Below are 18,896 nucleotides of genomic sequence, written 5' to 3' on the forward strand. Positions count from 1 at the left end.
CTCACCCCTTTTCGATCATGGATGCTCGGAAGGCCGCGATCTCGTCCTCGTAGGCCTGGCCGATGCTTTCCAGGAAGTCGAGCGCGGCCTTGGCCTCCACCTCGTCGATCTTCGACAGGGCGAACCCGACGTGGATGAGGATCCAGTCACCGGGTGTGAGGGACTCCTCCTCCAGCAGGCCGATGTTGATCGCGCGCTGTACCCCGCTGACGTCGACCATGGCCAGGTCAGGATGGTCCGTCAGAATTTCCACGATCTCGCCGGGGATTCCCAGGCACATGAACGGCCTCCGCCATCTGGATGGATTCGAGGACGAGGTCGTCGCCGCCCTCGGTGTCGATATCGGTGCCCCCGCACTCGGGGCAGGTGGCGAAGGGGTCGGCCGACTGGGCCGTCTGGCCGCAGGCCCGGCAGATGAGCTGCACGGGGACGATGACCAGGTCGACCCGCGCCCCCTCGGCCAGCGACCCGTCCGCGACCAGGGCGAACGCCTGGTTGATCGCGGGCTCGGTGATGCGGAGCATGGCCCCCGCCTGCACCCGTGCCCGCTCCACCCGCCGGCCCGCCGCGCGTCTCTCCACCGCGTCGAGGATCGCTTCGGCGATCCCGAATTCATGCATGACTGAACTCCTCTCGTTCCATGTGGTTCACCGGGCCGTGCGTCACGGCCCGCCGGTGATGTGCGGGGCCCGAGAGCCGTCACATCTTCCTGATCCGCAGGTAGCGCCGGATGTCGGGGATCGACTGGACGACCAGTGCCCCCACCCCGACGAGCAGCGCTCCGATGATCAGACGTTTCAGCATGGCCGTTCCTCCTCGCGAACCGCGCCGGCGCACACCGGCCCGAGCTGTTGCCGGACCAGTTCCAGGACGAGCTCCACCGCGTCGCCGACGGCGCCCGCGACCGGCGCGCTCAGCTCCATGCCGGGCGAGAGGTCGGCGGGCTCGCAGCCGACGAGCAGGACCCGGCCGGTTCCGCCGCCGAGCGTGCCCGCCAGGGCCAGCACCGACTCGGGTGTCATGGCGTGGGCGTCGACGAAGGAGCCCGGGCACTCACCCGGCGACGGCTCCAGCACGTACAGCGTGCCGGGCGGGCTGCCGCGCGCCGCGGCGTCGAGGATGATCGCGGTGTCGTGGCCGCCGCCGGTGAGCTCGTAGGCCAGGTGGATGCCGCGGATGCCGAAGTCGGCGACCCGGACTCCGGTGGGGAGGTCCATGGCCGCCAGCCGCCCGGCCACCGTGACGCCGAAGCCGTCGTCGCCGAGGAAGACGTTGCCGACGCCGGCGATGAGGATCCTCATCCGGTCACCCCGCCGGTCCCGCCGACGACACCCTTGGCGGCCTCGCGGTCAGCCCCGCAGTCGGCGCCGTTGCCGGTCCCGCTGTCGGCGCCACGGTCAGCCCTGCGGTCGGTCCCGTTGCCGGCGCCACGGTCAGCCCTGCGGTCGGTCCCGTTGCCGGTCCCGTTGCCGGTCTCGCTGTCGGCGCCAAGGTCGGCCCGGCAGTCGGTCGCCTCTTCGCCGAGCGGCTCCACCTCGTCGGGGGCGAAGTAGAGGAAGCGCCCGTGGGAGCGGTGCAGGTCCGCGCCGGGGTCGTCGTCGAGGGTGACGGCCAGGTGCCGTGCTCCGTCGAGGTCGAGGAGTACGGCCTCCACCCGGGCGGTCCTGCCGGTCAGGAACATGTCGTGGGCGTCGGCGCGGCGCCTGCCGGGGACCAGCCGGACCCGGCTGCCCTTGGCGACCGCCACCCCGGAGACGACCACGCTGTCGGTCTCCGGTGACACGCCGGCGTCGGCCGCCGGATCCCACCAGGGCGTGTCGGGCGGTTCCTCCTGGGGGGCGCCCAGATACCGGATCACCCCGTGGAGCCGCTCCACCATCTCGGGCGGCAGGTCGCCGACCATGTCGAGGAGCCGGGCCGCCCGGGGATCGGTCGCCCGGGCCTCCCGCGCCTCCTCCTCGGTGAGGGTGAGCGTGCGCAGGTGGAGGATCTCGTCGATCTCGGTCGAGTCGAACAGCTCCCCCGGGCTCTCCGGGGCGATGTCCGGGTAGTCGTACAGGATGATCGGCGACGACAGCACCACGTCGCGGTGACCGGGCTCGCCGACGAGCACCGGCCAGGTGTGCTCGTTGCGGCAGCTCTCGGTGACCGGCCGGGCCCACTCCGGCGGGTCGAGCAGGGAGACGAAGGCGCCGCCGGACACCCCGATGAGCAGGTGCGCCGAGACCAGCGAGCGCCGGAGGGCCTGCTCGCGCGTTCCGCCGGGCTGGTCCCAGCCGTCGGTGTTCTCCACCTGGACCCGTAGCCTGACGAGGTCGTAGGGGCCCGGCACCCGTTCGGCGACGGCCCGCAGCACCGCGTGCAGCGGCAGGTGCTCGGAGACGACGCGGCCCTCCTGCCTGCCGGTCGGCGCGATGATCAGTTCGGCCGATCGGTCTCCGGGGACGCGCACCTGGATCGTCTGCTCGGCGTCGAGCAGGGCCGTGATGGGCAGTACGGCCTCCACCTCGCGCTGGGTCGCCTCGTCGAAGGTGAGGTAGGTGCGCTCGCCGCTGCGGAGTTCGGCGACCGGCCGGTGGTCGTCGCCTTCGACCCGCTCGACACTGCGGGTCCTGACGTGCAGGAACCGCAGGCGGAGCCGTACCACGGCGTCCTCGGCGCGTTCGAGGACGCATTCGGTCACGCTGGCGGAGGGCTCGGCGGTGACGGTGAACTTCGGGGGCACCAGCACTCCGAACTGCCAGCGCACCCGGTTCTTGGCCGCCGAGGCCCGGTAGGGGTAGAGCAGGTAGCCCTCGTACAGGACCGCGTCCGCCACCCTGCGGGCGATCTCCATCGGCACGCTCATCGCGGGTTCTCTCCAAGGAGTAGTTCCACGGCCTCGTCCCAGGTGGCCGCGGCGCGCTCGGACTTGAACCGGTGCAGGGTCCGCAGCGTGTCCCGCCGCAGCCGCAGCCATCCGCTCTCCGGGAAGTAGCGGTCCATCAGCTCCCGCCAGACGGCCACCGGAAGACCGTGGCGGGCCTCGCAGTGCCAGGGCACCGGTCCGACGGCGAACCCGTCGGGCGTCCTGGCGAACACCGTCCCGCTGAAGAGCATGAGCAGCGGGACCTCGCCCTCGTCGAGGGCGGCGAAGTATTTGCCCGCGGCCACCTCCAGGTCGTAGCTGCAGGGCACGGGCAGGTCGATCTCGGTGCTCTCCCGGAACGCCGGGACCGTGATGGAGACGGTGGCGAACTGCAGGGGCTTGAGCGTGTCGCCCCAGCGTGAGGGGTCGCCGAAGAGGTCGCCGAGCAGCTCCGCCTCGGCCGGGACGTAGCGCCGCAGGTGGGGTTCCACCCGGATCTGGCACCGCAGCGCGATGGCGTGCAGCCCGCCGGGGGACGGCTCGGTGATCCGCAGCCGGAAGACCAGCGTCGGGAAGGCCGCGTACGGTTCCGCCCGCGCGCCCACGCAGGCGAAGGTGAGGTCATCGGCCATCGTCTTCCCCCTCGGAGTCCGCAGCCGGGGTCTCGCCGTCGGCGCCGGTGGCCGGGGCCTCTGCACCGAGGTCCGGGGACTCTCCCCTGGGGCCGGTGGCACCGCCCTCTCCCCCGAGGTCCGGAGTCTTTCCGCCGGGGTCCGGGTCCGGGACGACGCGGCTGCGCCGGCGCAGCTCCGCGAAGAAGCCGTCGATGGCCTCCCATGCCTCCCGGCCGCCGTCGAAGCCCTTCCAGTGCAGCCGTACCAGGCCGACGAGCTCGTAGCAGGCGGAGATCGGCACCAGGTGGCACGCGGAGCCGCCTCCGGGGCGGCGGTCCACCAGGAGCGCCTCGACGTCCGGCTGGACGACGGCCAGCGCCGGGTTGGCCGCCAGGACGCGTTCCCAGGTCTCCGTCGGGAGCAGGGACTCGGTCGCCCCGGCGGGGCTCGGGTAGAGGGCGACGGTCCGGCCGAGCGTGGAGTTGTGGAAGAAGAAGGCCATCCGGACCGGGATCTGCAGCTCCTCCCAGTCGGCCTCGGTCAGCCGGAACGACGGGGCGTGCAGGTAGCGGTCCGGCATCGCGCGGTGGCGGGCGCCGACGTCGTGGGTGAACAGCAGGCGGCAGGCCCGGCAGGTGCACAGCAGCGCCCGGCTCTCGACGTCCACCACGTGGCCGTGCTCCTCGCCCAGCGGTTCGCCGCACATCTCACACCGCGTCACGTCCGGTTGCCGGGGCTCACGGAAGCGGCGCAGCCCGGTGGCCGTCACGAGACCTTCTCCGGCAGCGTCTCCGGCAGGGTGCACGGTCCGGGCGGCGGGCTGTGCCGGATCTGCAGCAGCGGCCCCCGGTCGTCGGCCACCCCTTCGATGACCACCCGCGACACCTCCGGCGCGGCCCGCAGGACGGCGCCTTCGATGGCGTCGGTGGCGGTGCGCTGCGAGGAGGGGCAGCCGTGGCAGGTGCCCGCGAGGCGCAGCCGTACGACCCCGTCCGCCTCCACGCCGAGCAGCTCGACCCCGCCCTCGTGCAGGCCGAGGTAGGGCCGCACGGTGTCGAGTGCCCCGCTGACCCGCTCCGCCGTGGTCAGCGGGTGCAGGTCGTGCAGCACGAGCAGGCTCGAGACCAGGTCGTCGGCGGAGAGGCGGTGGAGCACCTGCGCCGCCTCGGCCTCGGTGACGATCTCGACGACGCGCTCCAGGCCCGCTCCGTAGAGCTCGACCAGCACGCGGACGAGCTCCTCGGTCCTGGCCCGCGCCACCGGGTCGCCGTGTGCGGCGAGCTCGGCGAGCAGCGCCTCGACCCGGTTCCCGGCCGCCTGAACGTCATGGGCGTGCGGCATCGTGCCCGACCTGCCTTTCTTTCCTCACGTCCTCGGCGGCCGGGGAGCGGTCGGCTCCCCGGTGGTCACAGGGTGCCGGCGGCATGGGGGGTGTGCAGCCTGCGTAGTTCCTTGCCGTCGCCGAGGTACATGTGGACCCCGCACGGCAGGCAGGGGTCGAAGCTGCGCACGGCGCGCATGATGTCGATGCCCTTGAACTTCCCCGGTGGGTTCTCCTCGAAGATCGGGGTGTTCTGCACCGCGTCCTCGTACGGTCCCGGCACACCGTTGACGTCGCGGACGCTGGCGTTCCACGGCGTCGGCGGGTACGGATGGTAGTTGGCGATCTTTCCGTTCCTGATCACCATGTGGTGCGACAGCACGCCCCGCACCGCCTCGGTGAACCCGCAGCTGATCGCCTCCTCGGGGACCGTGAAGGGCGTCCAGGTCTGGGTGCGGCCCGCGCGCACCTCGGCCAGCCCCTGCTCGGCGAAGTACAGCGCGCACGCCGCCGCGTAGGCCTGGAAGTAGGTGCGGGCCCGGTTGCGCTCCAGCGCGTTGGACATCAGCTCGCCGTTGCGCTCGGGGATCTTCCACTCGAACGTCTTCTCCGGTTGGGTGGCCGTCTTCGGCAGGTTGATCTGCACGCTGTGCCCGGTCGCCCTGACGTAGCCGACGTCCACCTTCCCCGACAGCGCGGTCGACCACAGCCGGGCGATCGGCCCGCCGCCGGTGTCCAGCGCGAGCATGTCCTTGCCGTCGAACCAGCGCGGCGACATCACCCAGCTGTACTTGTCGTCGAAGTCGCGCTTCTGCGGGTGCGGGATGGTGTGCTGGTTCCACGGGTGGCGCATGTCCACCGGGTTGCCCAGCGGGTCGTGGGTGACGAACGGCTCCTGGCCCTGCCAGTCATCGTAGTAGGAGCTGCCCAGCAGGATCCGGATGCCGAGGTTGATGTCGACCAGGTCGCTGGTGACGAGCCTGCCGTCGACGATCACGCCGGGGGTGACGTACATCTCGCGCCCCCAGGCGCTCATGTTCTGGTAGGTGAAGTCGCAGTGCTCCGGGTTCTGGAAGCTGCCCCAGCAGCCCAGCAGCACGCGCCGCCGGCCGACCTCCTCGTAGCCGGGCAGCGCGTCGTAGAAGAAGTCGAACAGGTCGTCGTGCATCGGCACGACGCGCTTCATGAACTCGATGTAGCGCATCAGCCGGACCATGTAGTCGGTGAACAGCTGCACCGTCGCGACCGTGCCCACCCCGCCGGGATACAGCGTGGAGGGGTGCACGTGCCGCCCCTCCATCAGGCAGAACATCTCCCTGGTGGTACGGCTCACCGCCAGCGCCTCGCGGTAGAACTCGCCCTCGAGCGGGTTCAGCGAGCGCATGATGTCGGCGATCGTCTTGTAGCCGTGGTCGGCCGCGTGCGGGGCCTCGGTGCGCTCGGCCTTGGCCAGCACGCCGGGATTGGTCTCGCGGACCATCTTCTCGCAGTAGTCGACCCCCACCAGGTTCTCCTGGTAGATGTTGTGGTCGAACATGTACTCGGCGGCTTCGCCGCAGTTGAGGATCCACTCCCCCAGGGCCGGCGGGCGGGCGCCGTAGGCCATGTTCTGCGCGTAGACCGAGCAGGTGGCGTGGTTGTCGCCGCAGATCCCGCAGATCCGGCTGGTGATGAAGTGCGCGTCGCGCGGGTCCTTGCCCTTCATGAAGATGCTGTAGCCGCGGAAGATCGACGAGGTGCTGTAACACTCGGCCACCTCCCGGTTCTTGAAGTCGATCTTGCAGTAGATGCCCAGGCTGCCGACGATCCGCGTGATGGGATCCCACGACATCTCGACCAGCTCGCGCGGCTGCCCCTCCCGGGCGGCCTGCTTCGATTTCGACGGGGTCTTCATGTCAGCTCCAGGAGGCCTTGTAACCGGTGAGCAGCTCGCGGCCCTTCTTGCGCCACTTCGGCTCCTTGTCGACCGTTTTAAGGGTGATGCTGCGCAGGGTGCGGACCACGCTGCCGTAGGCCCCGCTGACCGTGGAGGACACCCGGGCCCCCGGCGGCTCGTCCATGAACGGCATGAACTTGTCCGGGAAACCGGGCATCGTGCACGCGATGCAGATGCCGCCCACGTTCGGGCAGCCGCCGATGCCGTTCATCCAGCCGCGCTTGGGCACGTTGCACTTGACCACCGGGCCCCAGCAGCCGATCTTCACCAGACACTGCGGCGAGCCGTACTCGGTGGCGAACTGCCCCTGCTCGTAGTAGCCGGCCCGGTCGCAGCCCTCGTGCACCGTCTGGCCGAACAGCCACGTCGGGCGCAGCGCCTCGTCCAGCGGGATCATGGGTGCCTGCCCGGCCACCTGGTACAGCAGGTACAGGATCGTCTCCGACAGGTTGTCCGGCTGGACCGGGCATCCCGGCACGTTGACGATCGGCAGCCCGGCCTTCGACCGCCAGTCCCAGCCCAGGTAGTCGGCCACCCCCATGGCACCGGTCGGGTTGCCCGCCATCGCGTGGATCCCGCCGTAGGTCGCGCACGTGCCGGCCGCCAGCACGGCCGTCGCCTTGGGCGCCAGCCGGTCCAGCCACTCGCTCGTGGTCATCGGCTGGCCGGTGGCCGGATTGTTGCCGAACCCGCACCAGTAGCCCTCCTGCTTGATCGCCTCGTTCGGGATCGAGCCCTCCACCACCAGCACGAAGGGGTCCAGCTCCCCGCGGTCGGCCTTGAAGAACCACTCGATGAACACGTCCGCGCCCTGCGTCGGCCCGGACTCGAAGTCGATCAGCGGCCAGTGCACCGCGACCTTGGGCAGCCCTGGAAGGCCGCCCATCACGATCTCCTCGATGCTCGGCTGGGTGGCCGCGGTCAGCGCGACGGAATCGCCGTCGCAGCTCAGCCCCGCGTTGATCCAGAGAATGTGGACGACCGGCTCTTCCTGTTCCTGCGGGGTACCGCCCGCTGTCTCCGTCGGCGCTGTCATGCCGCCTCCCCACTCCTCGTCGATGGCGATGGATCGTTGTCGGTGCGGGGGATCTGCGCTCAGGGAGTGACAGGTCACCCGGGGTCGTGGACCTGTGCCGCGCCGAGGGCGTGCTGCGTGAGCTCCCACAGCACGTGGTAGACCGTCGTCTGGGCCTCCTGGATCCGGTGCACGGACGACGACGGGACGACGAAGAGGTAGTCGATCAGGTCGAGTTCGGCCAGCCGGCCTCCCTTGTCCCCCGCCAGGCCGATGGTGAGCATGCCCCGGCGCGTCGCCTCCTCGAAGGCCTGGACGACGTTGGGGGAGTCACCGCTCGTCGACAGGCCGACGGCGATGTCACCGTGCCGTCCCAGCGCGGCGAGCTGACGCGCGAAGACGACCTCGAATCCCACGTCGTTGGAGAGGGCGGTGACCACGGCGACGTCGCTGGTCAGGGAGAGAGCGGGCAGGGAGAGGCCGTAGGGCGGATGGAGGAAGGCGGTCGCCACCTCCTGTGCGTCGGTGCTGCTCCCGCCGTTGCCGAAGGCGAACAGCCGCCCGCCCGAGGCGAACCGCAGCGCCATCTCCCCGGCGCACTCCATGAGCGCGTCCGCCGACGCCTCGGCCACCTGCCAGCGCAGCCGTACGATCTCGGCCGCCTTGTCCTCGGTGGACCGGCGGGCATCGGCCAGCACCGACTGGATGTCGTTACGGCCCTCGTACAGGAAGGGGTACAGCTCCCGCACACCCTCGGCGGGTGGTTCGTCAAGCGTGCTCATCACCGTCTCCTCTCCCGATCACGGCGATGGCCTCCTTGGCGTGCACGAGGACGGTGTCGCCCACGGCCGCGTCGACCAGCGCCACGCTCACCTCCTCGTCGGCGCCACCGGTGCCGACGACCGCCAGCCCCGGATCGACCAGCCGGATCACCGTCATCGGTACGGCCTCGTCGGAGCAGGTGACGCAGCCCTCTGCGGAACAGTCCGCGGGCCCGTTCATCCGGTCACCCCCGCCGCGGGCTCGCCGCCGAGCGGGCCGGGCAGCTCGAAGAACACGTGCACCAGTTCCCACAGCACGTGGTAGGTGGTCACATGGATCTCCTTGACCACGGCGGGATCGTCGGAGGCGGCGATCAGGACGTGGTCGGCCGCCGGGCTCAGCGCGATGGGGCCTCCGTCGCCGCCGGTGAGGGCGAGGGTGAACAGGCCCAGTGTCTTGGCCATCTCCAGACCCCGCAGGACGTTCGCGCAGCGGCCGTCCCGGGAGACGCCCAGCGCCATGTCCGCCGGGTCCGCCCAGCGGTGCAGCTGGTGGGCGAAGGTCTCGGTGAGTCCTTCGCGGTTGCTCACCCCGGTGACCGTGGCGGAGTCGTTGCTCAGTGCGAGTGCGGGCAGGGCCCTCTTGCCCATGATGACCGGGTGCATGAATTCCACCGCGATGTGGGCCGCGTCCGCACCGCCGCCGCCGTTGCCGAAGACGATCAGCTTTCCGCCGAGACGAAATCGGGCCGCCATGGCGTGGCATGCCCGCGCGATGCGCTCGGAGTCGTCCGCGAGGGCGCGGCCGGCGCGATCACGCCGGTCGAAGGCCTCACCGACGGCTAGTTGCATGATCGATGTCACTGACATATTGACACTCCGTTATTTACGGTAGTTGTCAGATTACGATGAGTAACGACAAAGCCGACACCTTACGGACCGCTGGCCGGAGTAAAGGTCTGATCATGGACGTAACCTTCTTGCCGGGGCCGCGCGCCCGGCCGCCCCCGCCCCGATGAGCACGGGAAGCATGGGCGCATGAGCAGTGGACCGGCCGAGCCCTCGACCCGGATCGAGATCCGGGTCGAGGGGATCGTGCAGGGAGTGGGCTTCCGCCCCTACGTCCATTCCCTGGCCCGGCGGCTGGCGCTGTCGGGCCGGGTGGGCAACGACGGCGCGGGCGTGTTCATCGAGGCCGAGGGCCCGGGGGAGAACATCGCGCGCTTCCAGGAGGAGCTGCGGGGACAGGCGCCGCCGCTGGCGGTGATCCACCGTGTCACCGTCACCGCGCTGCCCGCGCGCGGGGATCGCGGTTTCCACATCGCCGGCAGCGAGGAAGGGGGCGAGCGGGCGGCACTGGTCTCCCCCGATGTCGCGACCTGCGCCGACTGCCTGGCCGAGCTGTTCGATCCGGCCGGCCGCCGCTACCGTCACGCCTTCGTCAACTGCACCAACTGCGGGCCGAGGTTCACCATCCTCCGGGATGTCCCCTACGACCGGCCGGCCACGACGATGGCCGGGTTCGCCATGTGCGAGGAGTGCACGCGCGAGTACCTCGACCCCCACGATCGCAGGTTCCACGCCCAGCCGACCTGCTGCCCGGCCTGCGGTCCGACGCTGCGGCTGGTCGGCGACGGCGACGGCGACGACGACGACGGCGACGGCGACGGCGATCCGATCGGGCGGGCGGCCACGCTGATGCGGGCGGGCGGCGTCCTGGCCGTCAAGGGCCTCGGCGGCTACCACCTGGCGGTCGACGCGGGAAACGAGGAGGCCGTACGGACCCTGCGGTCACGCAAGCACCGCGAGGACCGGCCGTTCGCCGTCATGGTCGCCGACCTCGACGCCGCGCGCACGCTGTGCGAACTGGACCGCGACGCCGAACTGCTGCTCGCCGGCCCCCGCCGGCCCATCGTGCTGCTGCCCCGCCGCCCGGACGCCGCGCTGGCCGAGGCGGTGGCGCCGGGCGAGCACCGCCTCGGCATCATGCTGCCGTACACGCCGGTGCACCACCTGCTCGCCCGGGAGCTCGCCCGGCCGTACATCCTGACCAGCGGGAACCTCTCCGATGAACCCATCGTCTACCGCGACCGGGACGCGCTCACCCGGCTCGCGGCCATCGCCGACGGCTTCCTCATCCATGACCGCCCGATCCACGTCCGTACCGACGACTCGGTGGTCCTCGCGACCCGGGGAGGCGGGGTCCCGCTGCGGAGGTCGCGGGGATACGCCCCCGAACCCCTGTGGCTGCCCCATCCCGTACGGCGGGCCGTGCTCGCGTGCGGAGCGGAGCTGAAGAACACCTTCTGCCTGGCGGAGGGGGAGCGCGCCTTCGTCTCCCAGCACATCGGCGACCTGGAGAACTACCAGACGTTGCGCTCCTTCAGCGAGGGGATCGACCACTTCCGGCGGCTGTTCGGCATCACCCCGAGGGTCGTCGCGCACGACCTCCACCCGGAGTACCTGTCCACCAAGTACGCCCGCGACCTGGACGGGGTCGACCTGGTGGGGGTCCAGCACCACCACGCGCACATCGCCTCCTGCCTGGCGGACAACGGGGAGGCCGGTCCCGTCATCGGGGTGGCCTTCGACGGCCTCGGCTACGGTACCGACGGCACCTTCTGGGGCGGCGAGCTGCTCGTGGCGGACCTGACCGGCTTCACCCGGGCCGGCTGCCTGGCGCCGGTGCCGCTGCCGGGTGGCACGGCGGCGGTCAGGCAGCCATGGCGGATGGCCGCCGCGCACCTGGACGCCGCCTACGACGGCGCACCGCCCGGCGATCTCGCGGTGATCTCCCGTCACCGGGGCTGGGAAGAGGTGCTGGCCGTCGCCAGATCCGGGGTCAGCTCCCCCCTCACCTCCAGCGCCGGACGGCTGTTCGACGCCGTCGCGGCGATCCTCGGGCTCCGCGACACCGTCACCTACGAGGGGCAGGCCGCGAGCGCGCTGGAGCAGCGGGCCGACCCGGCCGAGGGGTCCTCCTACCCGGCCCGCCTCTCCGTCGCCGGAGAACTCCTGGTGATCCAGGCCGGCGATCTCGTCCGGGCCGTCGTCGAGGACCTGCGCGAGCGGACCGGACCGGAGACCGTCTCGGCCCGCTTCCACAACGGGCTCGCCGACGCCACCGCCGCGGGCTGCGCGCGGCTCCGCGCACGGACCGGCATCGGCACGGTCGCCCTGTCCGGCGGTGTCTTCCAGAACCGGCTACTGCTGGACAGGCTCGTCCGAGCGCTCCGGCGCGACGGTTTCCGGGTGCTGACCCACCGGCGCGTCCCGCCCAACGACGGGGGCATCAGCCTCGGCCAGGCCGCGGTGGCCGCCGCCCGCGACCTCCGCTGAGCCTGCCGGCCGCCCCGGGGACGGTTCGGTGGACCGGCTGGGAGCGACAGTGCGGAGCACCGGCCAGGTCAGCAGGGCCAGCACGCCGGCGAGCACGGCCACCGCCAGCATGGCGGCCGGCAGGCCGGCCGCCTGCGCCCAGTAGCCCACGTACACCGGCCCGGCCAGAAAACCCAGATAGGCCACGGTGGACATGATCGAGGTGGCGGTGCCGCGGGCGGAGTCGCGGATGTCGGCGGAGACCACGCTGAGCAGGGTCGGGAACAGCACCGCGGTGCCGACGGCGGCCAGGGCCAGCCCGAGCAGCGCCGGAAGGACGGACCCGGCGAGAGCCAGCACGACGGTCCCGGCGGCCGCCGCGACCGCGCCGGCGATCAGGACGGTCATGGCGTGGACGGATCGCAGGGACCCCGCGGTGAACCGGGTGAGGGCGACGACGGCGGCGAAGACCGCGGGCCCCATGGCGGCGAGCACCGGGTCGGCGCGCAGCATGTCGGCCAGATAGACCGCGCTCCAGCTCTGGTGGGCGTTCTCCACGGCGAAGGCGAGCGCGCCCAGCGCCCCGGCGACCAGCAGCAGCGGCAGATAGGCCCGCAGGACCGACCGGCCGCGGGCGTCGGGCTCCGGCGGCCCATGGTGGCCGGCGAGCGCCGCGTGACCGCGGGCGTCGGCGGCGATGAGCAGGCCCGCTCCCACGGCACCGGCGGCGACCAGCGCGAACGGCAGTACCACGGGCGCCGATATGCCGCCGAGCAGGCCGGTGACGAGACTGGCCACGACCACCGAGGAGGAGAAGACGCCGTGCGCCCTGGTGATGACCGGCCGGCCGGCGGCGCTCTCCGCCGAACCGGCGGCCGCGTTGACGGCCACGTCCGCGGCCCCCGACGCCGCGCCGAGCAGTGCCAGCCCGGCGGACAGGCTCAGCAGATCCGCCGCCGTGACGGCCACCGCGGTTCCGACGACGCCGAGCAGGACGAGCAGGACCCCGGTCAGGCGGTGCCCCCACCGGTCGAGCGCCCGCCCGGTGGCCAGCATCGCGGGCAGCGCCCCGGCCCCGACGAACAGCAGCGCGGTGCCCAGTTCCCCATCCGTGAGACCGGCCTGGTCACGGATCGCCGGGACCGAGGCCCCCCACACACCCCAGAAAGCCCCGAAGACGGCGAAGCCGCAGTATGCCGTCCTTGACCTTATTCCAACCGATTGGAGAGCCACGTGTGTAACGATACACACGTTATGGTGAGGGATGACAAGAGCTGCATCGCGCCGACGGCCGACGATGGCGGAGGTGGCACAGGCGGCAGAGGTGTCGGTGATGACCGTCTCCTACACCTACGCCCAGCCTGACCGGGTCTCGGAGCAGACACGGGCCAGAGTCCGCGAGGCCGCCGAGCGGCTGGGATATCCCGGCCCCCACCCGGGTGCGCGCTCGCTCCGGCGTGGCCGCGCGGGCAGTCTGGGGGTGATCCTCGGCGAGCACCTGACCTATGCCTTCGAAGATCCGCAGGCCGCCCGCTTCCTGGCCGGGATCGCCGAGGTCTGCGCCGGTCACGGGCTGGGGCTCACGATCGTGCCCGTCACCGGCGCCCCGGGGGACGCCGACCGGGTGGCCGAGGCGGTCGTGGACGGCTTCGTGGTGTGGACGACCTCCGACGACGACCCGGTGGTGGACGCGGTCGCCGCCACCGGCCTCCCCGCCGTCGTGCACGGTGGCCCGCACCGTGACGACCTGTCGTTCGTGGCGGTCGACGACCGCGCGGCGGCCCGCGCAGTGGGGACGGCCGCCTTCACCGGGGCCCGGCGGCCCATGGTGCTCAGCTTCCCCCTCGACCGCGCACGCGCCACCGGCGTGCACCGCGCGCTGGACCCGGCCGGGGCGTCCTTCCGGGTGACCCGCCAGCGCCTGCGCGGTTTCCGCGACGCGTGGGTGGCGGGTGGCGGCCGGTGGCCGCAGGTGCGGGTGGCCGTGTGCTCGCGGAACAGCGCCCAGGAGGCCGAACGGCTCGCCGCCGAGCTGCTCACCGGACCGGACGTCCCGGACGCCGTGGCGGCGATGAGCGACGAGCTCGCACTGGGACTGATCCGGGCGGCCGGCCGCATGGGCCTGGCCGTACCCGGCGACCTCACCGTCACCGGCTGGGACGACACCGACGCGGCGGGCGCCGCCGGGCTGACGACCGTCGCGCAGTCGCTGCGCGACCAGGGGGCCCGGTGCGCCCGGCTGGCCCTCGGCGAGGAGGTCGACGACGATCCGGTCGACTGGAAGGTGATCTCGCGCGACTCCACCCGGCGGAGCCCTCGCCGCGACACCGGGCACGACGCGGACGGCCGACCCGCCACCGGGCACGACGCGGACGGCCGGCCCCCCGCCGGAGACGACTTTCCTGTGGCTTGAACGTCACCATGATCCATCAGATCATGGACAAACGTGCCTCATGGCAAGAAACTGGCCCCGCCCCCGGCAACCGGGCGGCGCGGTGACGTTCCCCTGGTTTGACCGAAGGAGAAGGACCTTGACGGCAGGAGCGGCCTTCGAACGGCCGAGGGCGGCACGCGCATGACATCGCTGCTGGCCATCAGTGATCTGCACATCGGCTATCAGGAGAACCGGCGGATCGTCGAAGAGCTGCGGCCCGCCTCCGGCACCGACTGGCTGCTGGTCGCAGGGGACGTCTCCGAGAAGGTCGCCGACGTGGAGTGGGCGCTCCGTCTGCTCAGCGAGCGCTTCGCCAAGGTGGTGTGGGTGCCGGGCAACCACGAACTGTGGACCCACCCCGGCGACCCGGTCCAGCTCCGCGGGGAGGAACGTTACCGGCACCTGGTGAAGCTCTGCGGCGACCTCGGCGTGGTGACCCCCGAGGACCCGTACCCGGTCTGGGACGGACCGGGCGGCCCGGTCACCGTCGCCCCGCTGTTCGTGCTGTACGACTACACCTTCCGGATGCCCGGCGTCGCGACGGCGGAGGAGGCGCTCGCCCTCGCCTACGACAAGGGCGTGGTGTGCACCGACGAGATGTTCCTCCACCCCGACCCCTATCCCTCCCGTCCCGCCTGGTGCTCGGCCAGGGTGGCCGAGACCGAACGCCGGCTGGCGGCCTGTCCCCCGGACCTGCCCACCGTGCTCGTCAACCACTATCCGCTGGTCCGCGAACCGACCCTGATCATGCATCACCAGGAGTTCACGATCTGGTGCGGCACCGAGCAGACCGCCGACTGGCACGTGCGCTTCAACGCGCACACCGTCGTCTACGGCCATCTGCACATCCCCCGCACCACGTGGCACGACGGCGTGCGGTTCGAGGAGGTCTCCCTGGGCTATCCCCGTGAATGGCGGCCCCGTGCCACTCCGCCCGGCCGGCTTCGCGAGATCCTGCCGGCGCCGCACGCCGCAACCTGAACGAGGCCGCCGAGCCCTGGGCGGCGGCGGAGTCCACCCGTAACCCGGCCACCGGGGGTCAGGGCTGGAAGCGGTAGCCCATGCCCGGCTCGGTCAGCAGGTGGGCCGGGCGGGCCGGGTCGGGTTCCAGCTTGCGGCGGAGCTGGGCCATGTACTGCCGCAGGTAGTTGGTCTCCCGGGTGTGCCCGCTGCTCCAGACCTCGGCGAGCATCTGCCGCTGGCTGACCAGCTTGCCGGGGTTGCGCAGCAGGAGTTCGATCATGCGCCACTCGGTGGGGGTCAGTCGTACGCCCCCGGAGACCGTCTTGCCCGCCAGGTCGACCGTGTGGTCGCCGATCCGGAACCGCGCGGGCTCGGAGTCCGGGACGGCGGTACGGCGGGTCACAGCCCTGACGCGGGCCAGCAGTTCGTCGATCTCGAACGGCTTGGTGACGTAGTCGTCGGCACCCGCGTCCAGGGCCTGCACCTTGTCCCGGTTCCCCTCCCGCCCGGAGAGCACGATGATCGGCACTGCGCTCCAGCCGCGCAGCCCGTGGATCACGTCGACCCCGTCGATGTCGGGCAGGCCGAGGTCGAGGACGACCAGGTCGGGGTGCCAGTCCGCGGCCTTCCGCAGCGCGGCGGCGCCGTCCTCGGCCACCGCGACCTCGTAGTGCCGGGCGAGGAGGTTGATCCGCAGCGCTCGCAGGATCTGGGGCTCGTCGTCGACGACGAGGATGCGGGTCACGCGCTCTCCACAGGGGCGGGTACGGCGTGCGTCCCTGCGGATACGGGCAGTGTCAGGATCATGGTGAGACCTCCCCCTGGTGTCTCTTCCGGTAGCAGGGTGCCGCCCATGGCCTCCGCGAGCCCCCGGGAGAGCGCGAGGCCGAGGCCGACACCGGTGTGGTTGTCACGGTCGCCGAGCCGCTGGAACGGCATGAACACCCGGTCGTAGGCCTCGGGCGGGATGCCCGGACCGTGGTCGGCGACGCGGATCTCGACGTGCTCGCCGTACCGGCTCGCGGTGACGAGCACTTTCTCCCCCGGCGGGCTGTAGCGCACGGCGTTGGACATCACGTTCACCAGGATCCGCTCGGTCAGCGGCGGGTCGGCGAGCACCTCGGGCAGGTCCGGAGAGATGTCCCCCTTGACGCGGTCGCGGAGCGGCCCGAGGTCGTCGATCGCGCGCGGGATGATCTCCTCCAGCGCGAGCGACTGGAGGGTGAGCCCGAGCACCCCGGCCTGCAGGCGGCTCATGTCCAGCAGGTTGGCCACCAGCCGGTCCAGCTTGACCAGGGACTCGTCGGCCGTGGCGAGCAGCTCCTCGCGGTCTTCGCCGCTCCACCGGATGTCGGTGGCGCGCAGGCTGTCGACGGCCGCCTTGGCCGCGGCGAGCGGGGTGCGCAGGTCGTGGCTGACCGCGGCCAGCAGCGCCGTCCGCATCTTGTCGGCCTCGGCCAGCGGCCTGGCCCGCCCGGCCTCCTCCTCCAGCCGGCCCTGGCGCAGCGCCACGGCCGCCTCGGCGGCGAACGCCTCCAGCACCCGGCGGTCGGAGGCCTCCAGCAGCCTGCCCCGCACAGCCAGCACCAGGGTCTCGTCGATGACCACGTCGGTGTCGGCCGTCCCCGGGCAGGTGCACGGGACGGCCCCGGCGGTCGCGACGATCCGCCACACCTCCGGGTCGCACTGGTCGTCCGGGCCCGGCGGACCGGTCCGCTCCAGCAGGGTGACCGAGGTCAGCGCGAAGGTCTCGCGCAGCCGGGCCAGCAGGGACGGCAGCGCCGCCTCGCCGCGCAGCACGTGCCCGGCCAGCGTGGACAGCACCTCGGCGTCCGCGCCCGCGCGCGCCGCCTCCCTCGTCCGGCGCGCCGCCACGTCCACGATGGCGCTCACCATGACCGCCACCAGGACGAAGACGACCAGCGCGAGCACGTTGGGCGGAGCGGAGACGGTGAACAGGCCGACCGGCGGCGTGAAGTAGTAGTTGAGCAGGAGGAACCCGGCCACCGCCGCGGTGACCGCCGGCCACATGCCACCCATCAGCGCGACACCGACGACCATGAGCAGGAACAGCAGGATCACGCTGGGCAGCGTCAGCGCCTCTCTGAAGGGGAGCAGCACGGCGATGAGCGCGGGGAGGCCGAGCAGCGCCATGGCCCATCCCGCGAGCCGGCGCGCACGGGTGAGCGCGGCCCGCGATCCGACCCGCCGGGCTCTCCTGCCGGCCTCGGCGTGGGTGATCATGTGGACGTCGATGGACCCGGACAGCGCGGTCGCCGTGACCCCCACCCCCCGGGAGAAGACCTGCGCGAACCGGCCCCGCCGGGAAGCGCCCAGTACCAACTGGGTGGCGTTGACCCCCCGCGCGAAATCCAGCAGCGCCCGCGGGATGTCGTCGCCGACGACCTGGTGATAGGTCCCGCCCACGTCCTCCACCAGGGCGCGCTGACGCGCCAGCCCCACCGGATCGGCCCCGGCCAGCCCATCGGCCCGGGTGACGTGCACCGCCAGCAGATCCGCCCCCGTGGACCGGTCCGCGATCCGCGCCGCCCGCCGGACCAGCGTCTCCCCCTCCGGGCCGCCGGTCAGCGCGACCACGACCCGCTCGCGGGCCTCCCAGGTCCCCGCGATGCCGTGCTCGGCGCGGTAACGGTCGAGCTGGTCGTCGACCTTCCCGGCCACCCAGAGCAGTGCCAGCTCCCGCAGCGCGGTCAGGTTGCCCACCCGGAAGTAGTTCGACAGCGCCGCGTCGACCTTCTCCGGCGCGTACACGTTGCCGTGCGCCATCCTGCGCCGCAACGTCTCCGGCGACATGTCCACCAACTCGACCTGATCGGCCCGCCGCACCACCTCGTCGGGCACCCGCTCCCGCTGTGCCACCCCGGTGATCTGCTCGACCACGTCGTTCAGCGACTCCAGATGCTGGATGTTGACCGTGGAGACCACATCGATCCCGGCAGCCAGGATCTCCTCGACGTCCTGCCAGCGCTTGGCATTGCGCGACCCCGGCACGTTGGTGTGCGCCAGCTCGTCGATCAACGCCACCCGCGGCGCCCGCGCGATCACCGCCGCCACGTCCAACTCGGTGAACCGCGCCCCCCGATGCACCACCGTCCGGCGCGGCACGACCTCCATGCCCTCGACCAGCTCGGCGGTCCGGGGACGGCCATGGGCCTCGACCAGCCCCACCACCACATCGGTGCCCCGCGCCAGCCTCCGATGCCCCTCACCGAGCATCGCGAAGGTCTTGCCGACCCCCGAAGCCGCACCCAGATAGACCCGCAACCGCCCGCGTGGCCCGTTCATCAACGATTACCCCCAGCGTGGACACCCCGGACTTCGGGGAGGGGTGGATGCCGACGGCCGTCACTCGGTCGATCACCCGCGAACCGCCCGTTCCGGCAGGTGGTTCCCCTGCCTCGATCATCCCCTGCCGGGAGCGCGGCGCTCCGCGCCCCCCGCCCGTAGCGCCATCGTGCCCGGGGAGGCCCGCCGACCGCGCCCCGGCCGCCGACCGGTGAGAACGCAGAGTTACAAGACGACCACCGCGCGGTCAGTTGCCGACTCCTGCCGGGGCGCGGAGACTCTGGGGGGCACCCGCGTCGAACGGGCGGGCGGGTGGCACCGGTCCGGCAGGACGGCGCCGAGGACCCCGGCGCGGAAAACCGGTTGACGGGCGCCTTAGC

18 protein-coding genes and 1 pseudogene are annotated in these 18,896 nt (G+C 72.1%); 3 read left to right on the top strand and 16 right to left on the bottom strand.

Annotated features, from left to right (window positions below):
- Position 1: 1 nt before the first annotated feature.
- The 13 genes from OHA77_RS02435 to OHA77_RS02495 form a co-directional block, all read right to left on the bottom strand.
- Complete coding sequence (locus OHA77_RS02435) at positions 2-253, bottom strand: HypC/HybG/HupF family hydrogenase formation chaperone (protein ID WP_406315828.1); 252 nt, start codon at positions 251-253, stop codon at positions 2-4.
- Positions 228-620: a hydrogenase maturation nickel metallochaperone HypA gene (locus OHA77_RS02440; protein WP_326822299.1), complete on the bottom strand. Its 393-nt coding sequence runs from the start codon at positions 618-620 to the stop codon at positions 228-230. Before OHA77_RS02440 ends, OHA77_RS02435 begins: the two co-directional genes overlap by 26 nt.
- Positions 621-699: 79 nt before the next feature.
- On the bottom strand, positions 700-804 hold the full coding sequence (locus OHA77_RS02445; RefSeq protein ID WP_406315829.1) for a DUF6893 family small protein: 105 nt from the start codon (positions 802-804) through the stop codon (positions 700-702).
- Positions 798-1,301 carry a hydrogenase maturation protease gene (locus OHA77_RS02450; protein WP_406315831.1) on the bottom strand — a complete coding sequence of 168 codons (504 nt, stop codon included), beginning with the start codon at positions 1,299-1,301 and terminating at the stop codon, positions 798-800. Before OHA77_RS02450 ends, OHA77_RS02445 begins: the two co-directional genes overlap by 7 nt.
- A complete protein-coding gene (locus tag OHA77_RS02455; protein WP_406315832.1) occupies positions 1,298-2,848 on the bottom strand; it encodes a hypothetical protein in 1,551 nt (516 codons plus the stop codon). Before OHA77_RS02455 ends, OHA77_RS02450 begins: the two co-directional genes overlap by 4 nt.
- Positions 2,845-3,480 (bottom strand): DUF6084 family protein, encoded by a 636-nt coding sequence (locus OHA77_RS02460; protein WP_406315833.1) that lies wholly within the window; start codon positions 3,478-3,480, stop codon positions 2,845-2,847. Before OHA77_RS02460 ends, OHA77_RS02455 begins: the two co-directional genes overlap by 4 nt.
- Positions 3,470-4,231 carry a DUF5947 family protein gene (locus tag OHA77_RS02465; protein WP_406315835.1) on the bottom strand — a complete coding sequence of 254 codons (762 nt, stop codon included), beginning with the start codon at positions 4,229-4,231 and terminating at the stop codon, positions 3,470-3,472. The genes OHA77_RS02460 and OHA77_RS02465 overlap by 11 nt, the downstream gene beginning before the upstream one ends.
- Positions 4,228-4,803 carry a NifU family protein gene (locus tag OHA77_RS02470; protein ID WP_326822294.1) on the bottom strand — a complete coding sequence of 192 codons (576 nt, stop codon included), beginning with the start codon at positions 4,801-4,803 and terminating at the stop codon, positions 4,228-4,230. Before OHA77_RS02470 ends, OHA77_RS02465 begins: the two co-directional genes overlap by 4 nt.
- A gap of 65 nt (positions 4,804-4,868) precedes the next feature.
- On the bottom strand, positions 4,869-6,677 hold the full coding sequence (locus OHA77_RS02475; RefSeq protein ID WP_406315836.1) for a nickel-dependent hydrogenase large subunit: 1,809 nt from the start codon (positions 6,675-6,677) through the stop codon (positions 4,869-4,871).
- A gap of 1 nt (position 6,678) precedes the next feature.
- Entirely contained in the window at positions 6,679-7,755 is a 1,077-nt protein-coding gene (locus OHA77_RS02480) for a hydrogenase expression protein HypE (protein WP_326822292.1), read from the bottom strand.
- Positions 7,756-7,829: 74 nt separating this feature from the next.
- Complete coding sequence (locus tag OHA77_RS02485) at positions 7,830-8,516, bottom strand: SIS domain-containing protein (protein ID WP_326822291.1); 687 nt, start codon at positions 8,514-8,516, stop codon at positions 7,830-7,832.
- Complete coding sequence (locus tag OHA77_RS02490) at positions 8,503-8,736, bottom strand: HypC/HybG/HupF family hydrogenase formation chaperone (RefSeq protein WP_406315837.1); 234 nt, start codon at positions 8,734-8,736, stop codon at positions 8,503-8,505. Before OHA77_RS02490 ends, OHA77_RS02485 begins: the two co-directional genes overlap by 14 nt.
- Positions 8,733-9,365, bottom strand: a complete 633-nt coding sequence (locus OHA77_RS02495; protein ID WP_326822289.1) for an SIS domain-containing protein — start codon at positions 9,363-9,365, stop codon at positions 8,733-8,735. The genes OHA77_RS02490 and OHA77_RS02495 overlap by 4 nt, the downstream gene beginning before the upstream one ends.
- A 168-nt stretch (positions 9,366-9,533) precedes the next feature.
- On the opposite strand from OHA77_RS02495, the gene hypF reads away from it, so the two are divergent.
- Positions 9,534-11,834 (top strand): carbamoyltransferase HypF, encoded by a 2,301-nt coding sequence (gene hypF, locus OHA77_RS02500; protein WP_406315838.1) that lies wholly within the window; start codon positions 9,534-9,536, stop codon positions 11,832-11,834.
- Positions 11,835-11,906: 72 nt separating this feature from the next.
- Here hypF and OHA77_RS02505 read toward each other — a convergent pair.
- A pseudogene (locus OHA77_RS02505) lies at positions 11,907-13,064 on the bottom strand (MFS transporter); the annotation flags it as partial.
- A 46-nt stretch (positions 13,065-13,110) separates the two neighbouring features.
- Between OHA77_RS02505 and OHA77_RS02510 the strand changes: the two are divergent.
- Both OHA77_RS02510 and OHA77_RS02515 read left to right on the top strand, forming a co-directional pair.
- The gene (locus OHA77_RS02510) at positions 13,111-14,226 is read left to right on the top strand and encodes a LacI family DNA-binding transcriptional regulator (protein ID WP_406319749.1); all 1,116 of its coding nucleotides are present in this window, start codon (positions 13,111-13,113) and stop codon (positions 14,224-14,226) included.
- Positions 14,227-14,388: 162 nt separating this feature from the next.
- Positions 14,389-15,228, top strand: a complete 840-nt coding sequence (locus OHA77_RS02515) for a metallophosphoesterase family protein (RefSeq protein WP_406315840.1) — start codon at positions 14,389-14,391, stop codon at positions 15,226-15,228.
- A gap of 58 nt (positions 15,229-15,286) precedes the next feature.
- Here the strand turns inward: OHA77_RS02515 and OHA77_RS02520 are convergent, their stop codons facing one another.
- On the bottom strand, positions 15,287-15,955 hold the full coding sequence (locus OHA77_RS02520) for a response regulator (RefSeq protein ID WP_406315842.1): 669 nt from the start codon (positions 15,953-15,955) through the stop codon (positions 15,287-15,289).
- Complete coding sequence (locus tag OHA77_RS02525) at positions 15,952-18,516, bottom strand: DUF4118 domain-containing protein (protein ID WP_406315843.1); 2,565 nt, start codon at positions 18,514-18,516, stop codon at positions 15,952-15,954. The genes OHA77_RS02520 and OHA77_RS02525 overlap by 4 nt, the downstream gene beginning before the upstream one ends.
- Between the last annotated feature and the right edge of the window lie 380 nt (positions 18,517-18,896).

This window comes from Streptosporangium sp. NBC_01639, assembly GCF_045209755.1.
Classification (GTDB): domain Bacteria; phylum Actinomycetota; class Actinomycetes; order Streptosporangiales; family Streptosporangiaceae; genus Streptosporangium.